Here is a 14,818-nt window from a genome sequence, read left to right on the forward strand (position 1 = left end):
TGTTGCGTGATCACGAACGGATTGTGACCGGTGGGTTAAGTTGCATTCCGCCCCTTTTGTTTACTTCTGTAAGTTTGCTGTCGCGGCCGTGCCGCTACTGCCCGCGCTGCTACTGCCCGACCCGCCCGGGCTGCAGCACCTTCGTGAACAGCACGGTCCCGTCCTGCTCGCGCAGCCGCACCGTCAGCTCACCGCTGCCGCCGTCGATGTCGACCTCGCCGAAGAACTGGTAGCCGCCGGCGGGTGAGACGTTCGCCGCGGTCGGCGCCTTCACGAAGACGCGCTCCGGACCGAACGTGTTGTCGAGCGCGCTGGCGGGGAACGCCCCCGCGTTCAGCGGGCCCGACACGAACTCCCAGAACGGCTCGAAGTCGGTGAAGGCGGCCCGCGAGGGCTGGTAGTGCTGCGCCGAGGTGTGGTGGACGTCGGCGGTCAGCCAGACCGTGCCGGTGATCCGCCGGTGCTTGATGTACCGCAGCAGCTCGGCGATCTGCAGCTCACGCCCGAGGGGCGCGCCCGGATCGCCCTGCGCGACGGCCTCGATGTTGGCCTTGCCCTCGGTGGTGTCCGGCACGACCAGACCCAGCGGCATGTCGGCGGCGATCACCTTCCACACGGCACGCGAGCAGGACAGTTCCCGCTTGAGCCACTCCAGCTGCTCGGTGCCGAGGATGCCCTGCGGGTCGACGGTCTGGCCGTCGGGGGAGTTCGCGTTGCGGTACGTCCGCATGTCGAGGACGAACACGTCGAGCAGCGGCCCCTGACGCAGCACCCGGTTGACGCGGCCCTCCCGGGCGCCCGGCCGGAGCGTGGAGACCGGGAAGTACTCGCTGAAGGCCCGCCTGGCCCGGCCGGCGAGGACGTCGACGCTCTTCTCGGTGTAACGGGTGTCCGAGTCGAGGACCCGCTCCCCGGGGTACCAGTTGTTGCGCACCTCGTGGTCGTCCCACTGGATGATCGACGGGACCTGGGCGTTGAACCGCCGGAGGTTCTCGTCGAGCAGGTTGTAGCGGAAGTTGCCCCGGAACTCGGCGAGCGTCTCGGCGACCTTCGACTTCTCCTCGGTGGTGATGTTCCGCCAGGTGCTGCCGTCGGGCAGCGCGGCGGTCGCGGCGATCGGGCCGTCGGCGTAGATGTTGTCGCCGCTGCACAGGAAGAAGTCGGGGTCGAGCTTCCCCATCGCGTCGTAGATCCGGTAGCCGCCGAGGTCCGGGTTGATGCCCCAGCCCTGGCCCGCCAGGTCCCCCGACCAAAGGAACCGCACCCCGTCGCGCCGCCGCGCAGACGCCGTACGGAAGGTGCCGGCCACCGGCTCGCCGGTGCGGCGCGGGTCGTCCGGGTCGGCGAGCAGCACGCGGTAGTGGATCTGCTCGCCGGACGGCAGCCCGCGCAGTCGCGTCGTACCGGTGAAGTCGGTGTCCGCGCCGAGCAGCGGACCGTGCCAGCGGCGGGCGTTGCGGAACGAGCCGGTGGGGCACGTCTCGACGACCATCCGGGCGGGCCGGTCGGACCGCACCCACACCAGCCCCGAGTCGGCGGTCACATCACCGGTCTGGACGCCCCAACCGGCCTCCGGCCGCCCGGACAGGGCGAACGCGGGCGCCGCCGCAGCGATGCCGGCGGGCAAGGTCAGAGCAGCCGAAGCGGCGAGCGAGCCGCGCAGCACGCTGCGACGACCGGGCAGAGGGGAAGGTGACATGGGGCGTGCCTCCGGGGACAGGAACCGGCGAGTGTGCACAGCCACAACTACGGGGGCACCGCAGCGCCCACGCAAACCACAGGTGAACAACCGCCAGCGAGGACAAGGGAACCGGTGTGTGACAACCGGTGTGTGACAACCGGTGTGCGAGAACCGGTGTGTGAGCCGCCCTCAGGCAAGGAGCGCTTCGGCCATCAGCCGGATGCCCTCCCGGATCCGCGCCGGCGACAACTGCGCGTACTCACCCCCGCGCGCGGGGTCCTTCTCACCGCCCTCGCCCCGCCGTCCTCGTCGGCTGCTCCTTCACCGCCAACAGCGTCCTCGGCGACTACCCCTACGCGGGCGGCCAGTTCCTGCGCTACGGACTGGCCTGCCTGCTGCTCCTGCCCCTGCTCGGCCGGGGCGGCGCCGCCCCGCTGCGGACGCTCACCGCCCGCCGGTGGGCCCGCCTCGCGCTGCTCGCCGCCGTCGGCATGGTCGGCTTCAACCAGGCCGTCATCGCCGCCGAACGCAGCGCGGAACCGGCGGTGCCCGGGGTGTTCGTGGGCTGCGCGCCCGTCGTCGTGGCCGTCCTGGTGCCCCTGCTGGACGGGCGGCGGCTCAGGCGGACCGTGCTGTACGGGGCGTTGACCGTCGCGGTGGGCGCGTTCGCGGTTCAGGGGTGGGGCCGTACGGACGGTGTGGGCATCGCGTTCTCCGGGTGCGCGCTGGCCGGTGAGGTCGGGTTCGCGGTGCTCGCCGTGCCCTTGGTGCGGCCCCTGGGGCCCCGGCTGCTGTCGGCGACCGTGTGTGGCCTCGCCACCGCCGAGTCCGCGCTCGCCGGGGTGGCCCTCGACGGCACCGGCTGACTGCGGGTGCCCGACGCCACCGAAGCCGCCGCGCTGCTGTGGCAGGCGGCGGTCGTCACCGTCGTCGGCTTCGTGTGCTGGTACATCGGGCTGCGGCGGATCGGCGCCGAGCGCGCCACGCTCTTCTCCGGTCTGATCCCGGTCGCGGCGGCCTGCACCGCCCCGCTCGTCGCACGGGCTCCTACGGCACCACCCAGGCCGCCGGAAGCACCCTCGTCGGTGCCGGAGTCGCCCTGGGATGGGGCGCGTTGGACTTCGTACGTCTTCGCCGGTCAGCGGCTGCCGTCGAGGATCACCCGTGCGACCAGCGCCGGATCGTCGTTCATCGGGACGTGCCCGCAGCCCGGCAGCCGGATCAGGCGGGCCTTGGGGATGATCCGCTTGGCGCGGATGCCCTGGCGACGCACGAGCAGCATGTCCCGGGTACCCCACGCCACCGTGACCGGGAGACCGGGGACGTCGTCCGTGAACCGAACATCCCGGCCGTTCCTGAGGGTCTCGGCGAACCGCTGGGCGTTCGCCAGGGCGAGCGTCTCGGCGACGACGGCCTCGGGTGAACGGCGGCCGGGACGGGCGTAGATGGTGCTCGTCAGGACGGTCCGCCCCGCCGCCGAGCGCGACAGCCGCTCGACCAGCGGCACCGGCATGCTCCGCGCGGCCCGTCGCATCGCGAGCAGCACACCGAACGCGTACCGCCGCTCCGCCCGCGACCAGAACCCCGCCGGGGAAAGCGCGGTGACGGACCGTACGCGCTTCTCGCGCCCGAGCTCCAGGGCCAGCAGACCGCCCAGCGAGTTGCCCGCCACATGCGGCCGGTCCAGCTCCAGCGCGTCGCACAGGCCGCCGAAGACGGCGGTCATCGTCGGCAGGTCGTGCACGAAGTCGTCCGGCAGCGCGGGGGACGCGCCGAACCCGGGGAGATCGACGGCGATCACCTCACGCTCGGTGGCCAGGATGTCGATCACCGGGTCCCAGGCCTGCCGGTGGTGCCCGATGCCGTGCAGCAGCAGAAGCGGTTCGCCGACGCCCACGCGCGCGTACGCGAGGGTCACGGTCCTGGTCGCGGCCTCCGGGCCGTACGGAGAGGGGACCTCGAAGGCGACGGTGGCGGACATGGGCTGCTCCTCGGCGTACACGTCTGCGTATCTGCGCAGACAGCTTGTCAGCAAGTTACTACCGACGGGTAGGCCTTGGCGGGTGCCGACCCTGAACTCGCTGGACACGGCCGCGCAACCGGGTTGGGATGGAGCAATGACTGCCGACACCGTCACCGACGTCTTCGAAGAGCACCGGCCCGTCCTCATGGGCGTCGCCTACCGCATGCTCGGCCGGGTGGCCGACGCCGAGGACGTCGTCCAGGACGCGTGGCTGCGCTGGTCCGGCGCCGACCGGACCGACGTACGCGAACCGCGCGGCTATCTCGTGCGCGTCACGACCCGGCTCGCCATCGACCGGCTGCGCCAGGTGAAGGCACGCGGTGAGACGTACGTCGGCCCATGGCTCCCCGAGCCGTACGTCACCGAACTCACCGGCGCCGCGGGCACCGTCCCGGACGCGGCCGAGCGGGCCGTCCTCGCCGACACCGTCTCCCTCGCGGTCATGGTCGTCATGGAGTCCCTCTCGCCGCTGGAGCGCGCGGTGTTCGTGCTGAGGGAGGCGTTCGGATACCCGTTCGCGGAGATCGCCGCCATGCTCGACCGCTCCGAACCGGCGGTGCGCCAGCTCGCCGGACGCGCCCGCCGGCACGTCGACGAACGGCGTCCGCGCTACGACGTCGACCCCGCCCAGCGCCGTGACCTGACCGAACGGTTCCTCGTCGCCGCGGAACGGGGCGACCTCGAGAGCCTCATGGAACTGCTCGCCCCCGACGTCTGCCTCGTCGCCGACAGCGGCGGTCTGGCACGGGCGCCGCGCCGGATCCTGGAGTCGGCCGACCACGTGGGCCGCTTCGTCATCGGCACCGCGGGCAAGGGCCTCGCGGACGCGTCGTTCCGCTTCCTGGAGGTCAACGGCGGCTTCGCCGTGCTGATCCTGGCCGGTGGCAAGCCCGACGCCGTGTTCCAGATGGATGTGGCGGACGGCCGGATCCAGTACGTGTACATCATCCGCAACCCGGACAAGGTGCGTTTCCTGGCCACTCCCCAGGAAGGCTGATTGGTCTTGACCAACCTTCAGGGCCGCCCTATGGTCGCAGGAAAGTGCAACAACCTTTAATAAACAAGGGCATCAAAACGCCGCTGGACCACGGCGATCGCGGAGGACACGGTGGGGACCACGCAGTTGGAAACGGTGCCGGAGCCGAAGTACTGGCAGCTGAAGACCGTGCTCAGTGAGGCACTGGACTCCGAGTTCAGGGTGGGCGAGATCCTGCCCAACGAGCGCGACCTCGCGGCCCGCTTCGGCGTCGCCCGTGCCACGCTCCGCCAGGCACTGGAACAGCTCGAACTCGAAGGCCGGCTGCACCGCCGCCGCGGTGTCGGTACGACCGTCGCCCCGCCGCGCATGGGCGTCGCCGTCGGCACGGCTGAGCACGCGTGGCCGGGCGCGGCGGGCGATGCCTGGCAGCCCGTGGACAGCGGGCTGACCGTACCGGCCGTGGGGGTGGCCGCCGCCCTGGAGACGGGCGCCGACGAGCCCGTCCACACCGTGCGCCGCTCCCGCGTCTCGCACGGCCAGCCGGTCGCCGCCGAGCTGCTCTACGTCCCGGCGGGGTCGGTGCCCGACCTGTCGGCGATAGACGCCCCGTCCGGCGCGCCACGCGCGCGTGCGGTGCTGCGCGAGCTCCAGCGTCTGGAGCTGGAGGGCCAGGACCGCGCCGTTGAGCTCGGATCGGCCCGCGCGGACGACGCCAAGGAACTGGACCGCCTCCCCGGGGCCCCCGTCCTCGTCGTCACAACCCGCTTCTTCGCCCAGGGCCGCACGGCCGCACTGTCGGTGGCGACCTATCGCGCTGACACGTGCCGGTTGACCTTCGGCGACACCGGGGGAGTGGAGATCCACCACGGCCCGGAACGCCACGCGTCCTGACGTCCCAAAGGGGCGCGGGGAACTGCGCGACCAGCCACAACGGACCCGCAGCTCCTGAAACCGCGCCCCTCGCGGAGCTCTCAGCGGCGGGCCGTCACGGTCCCCTCCACCGCGAACAACTGCTCCTCGACATGGTCGAGAGCAAGCCGCAGCGCACCCGTCGCCACCGCCGCCTCGCCGAGGAGTGAGAGGGCCACACCGGGCGGCCGCAGACAGTACCGCGCCAACTCGTCGCGCAACGGCTCCAGTACGCCGTCCAGCCCCGCCGCCCAGCCGCCGACGACGACCAGCTCGGGGTCGAGGGCCAGGACGAGTGCGGCCACGTCATGGACCAGCCGCTGGATGAAGCGGTCGACGGCCGCGCGGGCCCCCTCGTCGCCCTCACGGGCGCGACCGAACACCCCGGCGACCGCCACCTCGTCGAGCGGGTGCAGCGGCTCGCCCGTGGTCGACAGCAACGCCTCCGGGGTCGCCTCCCGGCCCAGAAGATGCAGCGCGCCGATCTCCCCGGCCGCCCCGCCGTACCCCCGGTGCAGCCGCCCGCCGATCAGCGAACCGGCGCCCGGACTCAACCCGGCCAGCACGAACACGACGTCGTCGGAGTCGATCGCCGCGCCCTTCCAGTGCTCGGCGACGGCGGCAGCGTTGGCGTCGTTCTCGACCAGCACCGGGCACTTGAAGGACCGGCTGAGCCGCTCACCGAGCCGCAGCCCGGTCCACTCCGGCAGCGCCGTGCACAGCCGTACGACCCCGTCGGCCTCCACGATCCCGGGCGTGGCCACGCCCACGGCCCGCAGCGAGTCACGGGCCACCCCGGCCCGGCGCAGCAGCTCGGCGACCGCCGACCGCAGCCGCTCCAGCCGCTCGTCGGCGGGCGCCGCCTCGTCGACGTCCTTCGAGATCGACCCCAGAAGGCGCCCGTCGAGGTCGGACAGCAGCGCGGCGACCCGATGGGAGCCGATCTCCAGCCCCAGCAGATGCCCGGCCTCCGCCCGGAACCGGAACCGCCGCGCGGGCCGCCCCTGCCGCCGGGCGACACTCTCGTCGGCGGCCTGCTCGACGACGAGCCCGCCCTCGATGAGCCCCTCGACGACGCCCTCGACGGTCGGCCGGGACAGCCCGGTCACCCGGGTGACCTCGGTCAGCGTCGCGCAGTCCGTGGCACGCAGCGCGTGCAGCACCACCGCGGAGTTGATCCTTCGCAGCAGCGAGGGATCCCCACCGGTCAGCTGCCCCAACGTACGTCCTCCCAGCTAAGCGGACCTGCTGAAGGCAGGTGCGCGACCGCACCCCGGAAGGGGCGCGGGGCGATACGATCCGCGCGTCCGCCGCGTGGGCGCGACCAGCCCCCACCGGCCCGCAGGTCCGTCACCGCGCTTCAGCGAAGCGCTCGGCGCGCGTGTGTGGGGCGGATCGTACTCGGCGCGGAGCGCGCGGGCGAGAGCCGCCCACCTCCGACCTGTCCGACGGGCCGGGATCATCCGGGGGCAACGAACCCGGACTCGTACGCCAGGATGACCGCCTGGGTACGATCCCGGGCCCCAAGTTTCGCCAGCACCGCGCTGACGTGCGACTTCACGGTCTCGGTCCCGACGACCAGCCGAGCCGCGATCTCCGCGTTGGACAGCCCACTGGTCATCAGCCGCAGCACCTCCGCCTCACGCTCGGTCAGCCGCGCCCGCTCCAGTACCGCCCGGGCGGCCCGGTTCCCGCCGCTGTCCCCGTCCCCGTACTCGGCCGCCAACCGCCGTACCGAGGCCGGGAACAGCAGCGACTCGCCCTCGGCGACCAACCGCACCGCGTGCACGATCTCGGCCGGCCGGGCCCGCTTGAGCAGAAACCCGTCGGCACCGGCCCGTAGCGCCTCGTACACGTACTCGTCGTTCTCGAACGTCGTCACCACCAGGATCTTCGGCGGCTCCGCCACCGTGCGCAGCACCGCGCGCGTGGCCTCGATGCCGTCCATCAACGGCATCCGCACATCCATCGCGACCACATCCGGCCGCAGTTGCCTGACCAACGGAATGACGGCGGCCCCGTCCGCCGCCTCCCCGACGACCTCGATGTCGGGCTGCGCCTCCAACACGGCGCGCAGACCGGCGCGTACGAGGGGCTCGTCGTCGACCAGGAGCACGGTTACGGGCATCCGGCCAGCGTAGATCAGCGCAGCGGCAACTCGACGTGCACCTGCCAGTCGCCCTCGTCGGGCCCCGTTCGCGCACGGCCGCCCAGCAGCGCCGCGCGCTCCCGTATGCCGCGCAGTCCGCTGCCCCGGCCGGGGCCGGGTATCGCGGCGGTGAGGGGGTTGCGGATCTCCAGGGCGAGGGTGTCGGCCGCGACCCCGATACGGACCCGGACGGGAACGGCCCCCGCGTGCCGCAGCACATTGGTGAGCGACTCCTGGAGGATGCGGTAGCCCTCGCGGGACACCGGACCGGGCACACCGTCCAGCGAGCCGGTCACCTCCATGTCGACCTTCGCGCCGGAGGAACGGGCGGACTCCAGGAGACGGTCGGCCTCGGCGAGGGCCGGCCGGCTGCTCGCGGGCGTGCCGGACTCGCGCAGAACGCCGAGGACGCGCTCCAGGTCCTCCAGCGCGGCCCGGCCGGTCTCCTCGATGGCGTCCAGCGCCCGGTCGGTGAACGCGGGATCACCCGCCGCACGGGCAGCGCCCGCCTGCACGACGGCCACCGTGAGCGCGTGCCCGATGGAGTCGTGCAGTTCACGGGCGATGCGGTTGCGCTCCAGGAGTTGTTCGGTGCGCTCCTCCAGCGCGGCGAGCCGCTCCGTGGGGGAGGGACCGAGCAGGCGCCCGGCCAGCAAGGTGATCAACTCGCCGAGGCCCACCAGCACGCCGTAGAAGACGAGCAGCGGCAGCGGGGCGAGCAGGGCGTACACCCACTGCGGCTGCGAGGCGGGCAGGAAGGAGTTGCCGTCGGAGACGTGCCCGCTCGCGGCCAGGACCAGGTCGACGGAGGCCGACGGCAGCCAGACACTGGCCCCCATCGTCACCGCCCCGAGAGCCATCCGCACCTCCAGCCACAACACCGTCCGCAGCCGATCACGCCAACTCGCCGACGGCGCGATGGAGATCGCCGACTCGGACGCCGGCTCGCCCGGCGTCAGCAGCAGCCGCGCCTGCACCCCCTCGCCCAGCCGCACCCCCGGAACCAGCCCGACCAGCAGCAGAACAGCGGCGGGCATCCACGGAGTCGACATATCGATGAACATCCACACGCTCACGGCGAGCATCGGCACCCACAGGTGCAGCAAGCGCGTGTACGTCGTCCCGCGCAGCAGCGGGCGCAGGAAGCGGGCCATGGCGACATCGTGACAGCCACCACTGACAACGGGCCTCCCCCGAGCGGGGGAGACGGAGCCCTCCTGCGGGGGAGGCGCCCACCGGGGCCGACGGCCAGGCTGCTGCCATGACCAGCATCGACATCCAGAACCTCACCAAGGAGTACGGCACGACGCGAGCCGTCGACCACCTCACCTTCCGTGTCCTGCCCGGCCGCGTCACCGGCTTCCTCGGCCCCAACGGCGCCGGAAAGTCCACCACCATGCGGCTCGTCCTCGGCCTGGACCGGCCGACCTCCGGCACCGCCACGGTCGGCGGGCGGCCCTACGCCTCGCTCGACGAACCACTGCGCCACGCGGGCGCCCTCCTCGACGCACAGGCCGCGCACGGCTCACGCACCGCACGTGACCATCTGCGAGTGCTGGCGATGAGCAACCGCATTCCGGAGCGCCGGGTGGACGAGGTCCTGGAGGAGACAGGGCTCGCGTCCGCCGTGAAGCAGCGCGTGAAGACGTACTCCCTGGGCATGCGCCAACGCCTGGGCATCGCGGCGGCCCTCCTCGGCGACCCGCCCGTGCTGCTGCTTGACGAGCCCTCCAACGGCCTCGACCCCGAAGGCATCATCTGGATCCGGGAGTTGCTGCGCCGCCTGGCAGGGGAGGGCCGTACGGTCCTGGTCTCGAGCCACCTCATGAACGAGACCGCTTCCTTCGCCGACCACCTGGTGGTCCTGGGCCGCGGACGCCTTCTCGCCGACACCCCTCTGCGGGAGTTCATCCACGCGCGCGTACAGCCCCGTGTACGGGTACGTACGAGCAGGGGCGCCGCACTCAAGGAGGCCCTCGCGCGCCACGGATACGAAACCGTCGAGCACGCGGACGGGCACTTGACCGTGCACCACGCGCGAGTGGACGACATCGGGCGACTGGCGTCGAACGCCGACGCGCCGGTCCTCGAACTGACCGCGGAGGAAGGCACGCTGGAGCAGGCCTACCTCGATCTGACGACGTCCGAAGCCGAGTTCACCGCTCAGCGGTCCCCGACGCGGGCTCAGGAGGCCTGACCATGCCGTTCGCACCCGTTCTGCGCTCCGAGTGGCTGAAGATCCGTACGCTCCGCTCACTCTGCGGCGCGCTGCTGGCGGTGTTCGCCGTCTCCACGGCGTTTTCCGCGCTCGCCGGGACCTCCAGTTCGTCCGACCCGGAGTTCGACCCGCTGTTCACGGCGTTCCTCGGAGTCGGGCCCGGCCAGATCGCGGCCATCGCCTTCGGCGCGACAGCCGTCTCGTCCGAGTTCCACGGCGGGGGACTGCGGCTCTCCTTGGCCGCGGTGCCACAGCGCGGACGGTGGTACGCGGCCAAGATCGCGGCCATCGGCGTACCGGCCCTGCTGGTGGGGCTGGTCACCGGCTCCGCTTCACTGGCCGCCGCGAGGGCGGGCCTGGGCGACGCGGCGGACGGACTCACAGTGGGCGAACAGGCGCGTGGTGTCGTCGGCTGCGGCATCTACCTCACACTGCTGGCGCTGCTCGCGGCCGGACTCACCGCCCTGTTGCGCAGCGGCGTGGCGACGCTGAGCGTCCTGATCCCGTTCATCCTCATCATCTCTTTCGTGATCGGCGACGCGGCAGGTGGGCTGACCGACTTCCTGCCCGACCGGGCGGGCCAGCTGATCCTGCACGAGACGTCCGACAGCGCCCTCGGCCCCTGGAGCGGTCTCGGGGTGACCGCGCTCTGGACGGCGGCCGCGCTGCTCGCGGGGGCGTGGAGCGTGCGGCGCCGGGACGCGTGACGGACGGACGGTGCCGTCGTCACCGCGTACCGTGCACGAGCTCGTCAGGCGGTGACGACGGCCAGGTTGAAGTCGACCGGGCCGAGCACCCCGTAGAGCCGCAACCACAACGCCATCAGGGCTTCGGTGGCGCGGGCGCTCGAGAGGTCGCCGAGGTCGGTGATCTGCTCGGGTGCCCAGCCGAAGGACCGCAGGAGCGCGGTGGTTTCGGCTTTGGCGTCGGCGTCGTCGCCGCTGACGAAGACGTTGTGCAGGCCGGGGACGCGGGCGGGCTCCACCATGATGGCGTTGTTCATGGTGTTGAGGGTCTTGACGACGCGGGCGTCCGGAAAGGCCTTCTGCAACTGCTCGGCGATGCTGTGGCCGTCCGGGGTGACGACCTTGGGCGGAAACCCCTCGGAGAAGTCCAGGGCGTTGGACACGTCGACGATGGTCTTCCCGCGCAGGTTCTCCGCCCCGGCGGACTCCAGCACGGCCAGGGAGACCAGCCCGCCGGTCGCGTTCACGACGAGCTCGGCGCGGGCGCAGGCATCGGCGAAGGTCCCGTGGGCGCCGCCGGTCTCGGAGGCCCACTCCTTGGCGCCGGCGTTGTCCGCCGTGCGGGAACCCATCGTGACCTCGTGGCCGAGGGAGACGAGCTTGCCCGCGAGCCGTCGGCCGACCTCGCCGGTCCCCAGTACTGCGATCCTCATGTGCGTCCTCATATCGGTTCGTTGCGAATCCCCGCCCGGCAGCGGACGTTGGCGTAACGCGACCCTAGGCAGACGCTCACCTGAACCCGAGGTTCCGCCGCGCCCGACACCTCCCTGTGCCCGAGGGGTCGCAGTACACCCGGACCACGTCACGAGTTCGACGCCATTCGAAGCGCTTCGAAGAGGATGTTCACAAGTGAAAGAAATGTGTCTTCCTGTGCAGAGTATTGCTGTTCAGATTCCCCCTCATTACTGTCCCCGCAGACGCAAGCGCTTCGACACTTCGCACCTGCGTCTGGCTAGCCGGTGCTTGAAAGCAAAGGGGACCGAGCACCGTTCCCGGACTTCCTGAGCGTGCCACCTCGACGACACGAGCCACCCACCATCGCGAGCAGCACCGCAGGCGAACGGAGCGAAGGTGTCAACACGTCAGCGCGATATCTCGCTGCGCCAGAGTCCGCCACCAGACCCGGGGGGCCCGGAACAACCCATCGCCGTCCTTGGAGGGACACATGAGATGGCAAGCCCGTAAATCCACCCGCAGCAAGTCGGCCGGGTTCGGCCGGCTGGCCCTGATCGTCGCCGTGATCGCCGGGTTCCTGAGCTTCGCGTCTCCGGCGCAGGCCCAGGTGTACTCCACCTGCGACCGGTGGGGTCAGTACACCCAGGGCACCTGGTCGATCTACAACAACGTCTGGGGCGCAAACCCCGGCCCGCAGTGTCTGACCGTCAACAGCATCAATTCCTGGTACGTCGATGCCAACCACTCCGGCGGCGGGATCAAGACCTACCCGAACACCTCGGTCCGGCCCCAGACGCCGCTGTCGCAGTTGAACTCGGCGGGCTTCTGGTACGACACGTCGTCGGCTCCCGTCGCCGGCGGTGACCACTGGAACTGGACGAGCGACATCTGGTCGGCCGGCAACCAGGACGAGATCATGGTCTTCACCCGTTGGTCCGGGACGGCAGGCGGCTGGGGAAGGCAGATCGCGTCCAACGTGACCATCGGCGGCGTCCTGTACGCGTCGGTCTGGCAGGTCGACCCCGGCTGGAACGTCCTGCAGCTCATCCCCGCCCAGCAGACCAACACCGGCGCCGTCGACGCCTCGGCGGTCTGGCGATGGGCCGCGTCGCAGAACCTCCTGCGCAACACCACCTTCGACACGATGCAGTTCGGCCTCGAGATCACCTCGACCAGCGGCGTGCAGAAGCGGTACTCACTCAACGCCTACAGCGCCTGGTGGAACAACACCTCCGGCGGCGGATCAAGCATCTAGCCGCAATCCGCTCCGCATACCTTGTCGCCGGGCCTCGGACGACATATTCCGGCGGGAAGGTTTGCGGAGTCTTTCGAGTTTGGCACCGTTTATTTTGGTGGCAGCACGACGAACGAGACTGCCACAGTGATCCGTATGGAAGTCCCTCCTGACACGGTGCTCATCTTTGATCGCGACGAGGACCTGCTTGTCTTCGAATCCTTCGTCCACGCGACGAACTGGATTGAGGCGATCGACGTGGATGAAGGGGAGTACACAGCGGGGTACACACCGGACGGTGGCGTGTTGACGCTGGCTGCCCCCGAGGGCCCGGAAGGACCGGTCGTTCTGACCAGGACCGGCAGCGTGGACCTGGGTGATCTGGAGCAGAGAGTGGCCCGCTACTGGCGCCGCCACCAGGCAGGTCAGCCCTCGCGCGAACCGCTGCAGACAGCGCGGTTCCTGATCGAGAGGGACAACAGGCCACGCAGGGGATGGCTGGGTCGGGTCACTGATCGGCTCAGGTGGTCGTAGTCGTATGGGACGCGTCTGGGTCGGACAACGGCAGGCGCGACAGTGATCGTGCGCGCCTGCCGCATTGTGGCCTTTCAGCCCCGCGGTGCCACGCGGATACGGTTCCCGTCAGGATCGGCTGCCAGGAAGGTCAGCCCGAACCCCAGGTCGCGAGGCTCGTGAAGGATCGTGACGCCCTTGGACTGCCACTGCTTGAAGATCGCGTTGGTCTCGTCGGGTCCACCGTCGATGGCCAGGCAAACCTCACTGGTACGCGGGACATCCGGTGACAGATCCTCGGACTGGCCAGACCACAGACCGAGGTCAGCACCCGGCCCCAGGTCGAAGGTGATGTATCCCGAAGTCTCGAACGACGGCCTCATGTCGAGGAGGTCGCCGTAGAAACGAGCTGCGGCGGGAGCGTCGCTCACATAGACGATGGACACGACGGATGTGGTCATGGTTGTTCCTTCTCGCAGGTCGTGGATCGTGGGTACGTATCCACCAGCCTGACCGGGATATGCGCCGCATCGTGTCGCGATTCCTGAAAACCTTGGTTGTGTGACCCCAGACCGCTTCTTCTCCCTGATGCTGCTCCTCGCATCAAGGGATCCCGTGACCACACAGGAACTTGCCTCGGCGCTCGGGGTGTCCCTTCGAACCATCACCCGGGACCTGAACTGGCTCCGCGACGCCGGTCTGCCGGTGACCGCCCAACGGGGCCGCCTCGGAGGCGTGACCATGCTGCCCGGATCCGGGCTCGACCTCACGCGACTCACGCCGGGCGAGCGTGATCATCTGTCGCTCACCGGGCTGGACGAGAAGCAACGTGTGGAGCTCGACGCATCCGTCGAAAGCCGGCGCGCACTCTCCAAGATCGGCGCTGCACAGTCACGTCGCGCCCATGAGCTCCTGCCGCTCACCGACGTGGTGCACGTGGACAGCCGCCCCTGGCTCCAGGCACATACGACCGGCACGACTCCGGCTTCGCTGATCGGCCCACTACGGCGAGGTCGCCGACTGCGGATCGAGTACGACAGCCCACGCGAGCCACGCCCACGCGACCTGGTCGTGGATCCCTACGGGCTGCTCGCCAAGGCCGGCATCTGGTACCTCGTCGCCGACTGCGCCCGAGAGCCACGGATGTACCGACTCGAACGGATCACGACGTGGAAAGAAGTCGACCAGCCACGACGGATCCGCGAGAACCAGACCCTGGCGACCGTCGCCGCAGCGCTCGTTGACCAGTGGAACCACAACCATGCGATAGAGGTCAGCGCCACCATCGACCAGACCCAGATCGAGCGAGCGCGACGGATCTTTGGCCAACGACTAGTCCGGGACGACAACGATGAGGAATCCGCCACCGGCCACAAGGTGACGATCCGCTTCCTGCACCTGGAGGACGTACGAACGCTACTGCCGTTCGGGAGCACCATCGCTGTGCACGGCCCCACCGAAGCCAGGGCTCACCTCCGCGACCTCGCCACCAGCCTTGCCCACCACTATGCGCCGCCACCAACGCCCTGACCCGCAGCATCTATTGCTGTGACCGCATAGGTTCGGCGGGTGCACACTTGGAGCGGTTGGGTCAATGCCGTTGCTTGAGAGGTGCACGTAGTTCCTCTCCAGGCGCGGTGACCGTCCGGGTGCTGGTTCGTTGACACGACATGCATCCATGGATCGGGTTA

The 14,818-nt window shown here is 70.5% G+C and carries 14 protein-coding genes and 1 pseudogene; 8 read left to right on the forward strand and 7 right to left on the reverse strand.

Going from position 1 to position 14,818, the window contains the following annotated elements; all coding sequences use genetic code 11:
* Positions 1–109: 109 nt before the first annotated feature.
* On the reverse strand, positions 110–1,699 hold the full coding sequence (locus ADL01_RS35440; protein ID WP_053746169.1) for an alkaline phosphatase D family protein: 1,590 nt from the start codon (positions 1,697–1,699) through the stop codon (positions 110–112).
* A 231-nt stretch (positions 1,700–1,930) separates the two neighbouring features.
* On the opposite strand from ADL01_RS35440, the pseudogene ADL01_RS35445 reads away from it, so the two are divergent.
* Positions 1,931–2,828: pseudogene (locus ADL01_RS35445) on the forward strand (EamA family transporter); the annotation flags it as partial.
* Here ADL01_RS35445 and ADL01_RS35450 read toward each other — a convergent pair.
* The gene (locus ADL01_RS35450; protein ID WP_053746170.1) at positions 2,820–3,662 is read right to left on the reverse strand and encodes an alpha/beta fold hydrolase; all 843 of its coding nucleotides are present in this window, start codon (positions 3,660–3,662) and stop codon (positions 2,820–2,822) included. The pseudogene ADL01_RS35445 and the gene ADL01_RS35450 sit on opposite strands and share 9 nt — an antisense overlap.
* Before the next feature lie 136 nt (positions 3,663–3,798).
* Here ADL01_RS35450 and sigJ point away from each other — a divergent pair, with 136 nt between their 5' ends.
* Both sigJ and ADL01_RS35460 read left to right on the forward strand, forming a co-directional pair.
* Positions 3,799–4,701 carry an RNA polymerase sigma factor SigJ gene (sigJ, locus tag ADL01_RS35455; protein ID WP_053746171.1) on the forward strand — a complete coding sequence of 301 codons (903 nt, stop codon included), beginning with the start codon at positions 3,799–3,801 and terminating at the stop codon, positions 4,699–4,701.
* Between the two features lie 111 nt (positions 4,702–4,812).
* Positions 4,813–5,574 (forward strand): GntR family transcriptional regulator, encoded by a 762-nt coding sequence (locus tag ADL01_RS35460; protein ID WP_053746172.1) that lies wholly within the window; start codon positions 4,813–4,815, stop codon positions 5,572–5,574.
* An 80-nt stretch (positions 5,575–5,654) separates the two neighbouring features.
* Here the strand turns inward: ADL01_RS35460 and ADL01_RS35465 are convergent, their stop codons facing one another.
* The 3 genes from ADL01_RS35465 to ADL01_RS35475 form a co-directional block, all read right to left on the reverse strand.
* Positions 5,655–6,812, reverse strand: a complete 1,158-nt coding sequence (locus ADL01_RS35465; RefSeq protein ID WP_053746173.1) for an ROK family transcriptional regulator — start codon at positions 6,810–6,812, stop codon at positions 5,655–5,657.
* 239 nt (positions 6,813–7,051) lie between these two features.
* Complete coding sequence (locus ADL01_RS35470; RefSeq protein ID WP_053746174.1) at positions 7,052–7,720, reverse strand: response regulator transcription factor; 669 nt, start codon at positions 7,718–7,720, stop codon at positions 7,052–7,054.
* 14 nt (positions 7,721–7,734) lie between these two features.
* Positions 7,735–8,895 carry a sensor histidine kinase gene (locus ADL01_RS35475; protein ID WP_053746175.1) on the reverse strand — a complete coding sequence of 387 codons (1,161 nt, stop codon included), beginning with the start codon at positions 8,893–8,895 and terminating at the stop codon, positions 7,735–7,737.
* A gap of 107 nt (positions 8,896–9,002) precedes the next feature.
* Here ADL01_RS35475 and ADL01_RS35480 point away from each other — a divergent pair, with 107 nt between their 5' ends.
* On the forward strand, positions 9,003–9,938 hold the full coding sequence (locus tag ADL01_RS35480; protein WP_053746176.1) for an ABC transporter ATP-binding protein: 936 nt from the start codon (positions 9,003–9,005) through the stop codon (positions 9,936–9,938).
* A 2-nt stretch (positions 9,939–9,940) separates the two neighbouring features.
* Positions 9,941–10,666, forward strand: coding sequence for an ABC transporter permease (locus ADL01_RS35485; protein ID WP_053746177.1), 726 nt, complete (start codon positions 9,941–9,943; stop codon positions 10,664–10,666).
* 44 nt (positions 10,667–10,710) lie between these two features.
* Here ADL01_RS35485 and ADL01_RS35490 read toward each other — a convergent pair whose 3' ends face one another.
* A complete protein-coding gene (locus ADL01_RS35490; RefSeq protein WP_053746178.1) occupies positions 10,711–11,358 on the reverse strand; it encodes an NADPH-dependent F420 reductase in 648 nt (215 codons plus the stop codon).
* Between the two features lie 512 nt (positions 11,359–11,870).
* Between ADL01_RS35490 and ADL01_RS35495 the strand changes: the two genes are divergently transcribed.
* Both ADL01_RS35495 and ADL01_RS35500 read left to right on the forward strand, forming a co-directional pair.
* A complete protein-coding gene (locus tag ADL01_RS35495; RefSeq protein WP_053746179.1) occupies positions 11,871–12,635 on the forward strand; it encodes a hypothetical protein in 765 nt (254 codons plus the stop codon).
* Positions 12,636–12,770: 135 nt separating this feature from the next.
* Positions 12,771–13,148, forward strand: coding sequence for a hypothetical protein (locus tag ADL01_RS35500; RefSeq protein ID WP_053746180.1), 378 nt, complete (start codon positions 12,771–12,773; stop codon positions 13,146–13,148).
* Positions 13,149–13,222: 74 nt separating this feature from the next.
* On the opposite strand, the gene ADL01_RS35505 is transcribed toward ADL01_RS35500, so the two are convergent.
* On the reverse strand, positions 13,223–13,588 hold the full coding sequence (locus ADL01_RS35505) for a VOC family protein (RefSeq protein WP_053746181.1): 366 nt from the start codon (positions 13,586–13,588) through the stop codon (positions 13,223–13,225).
* A 100-nt stretch (positions 13,589–13,688) separates the two neighbouring features.
* Here ADL01_RS35505 and ADL01_RS35510 point away from each other — a divergent pair, with 100 nt between their 5' ends.
* Entirely contained in the window at positions 13,689–14,657 is a 969-nt protein-coding gene (locus ADL01_RS35510) for a helix-turn-helix transcriptional regulator (RefSeq protein ID WP_053746182.1), read from the forward strand.
* Positions 14,658–14,818: the final 161 nt, after the last annotated feature.

The organism is Streptomyces sp. NRRL WC-3618 (assembly GCF_001280005.1).
Classification (GTDB): domain Bacteria; phylum Actinomycetota; class Actinomycetes; order Streptomycetales; family Streptomycetaceae; genus Streptomyces.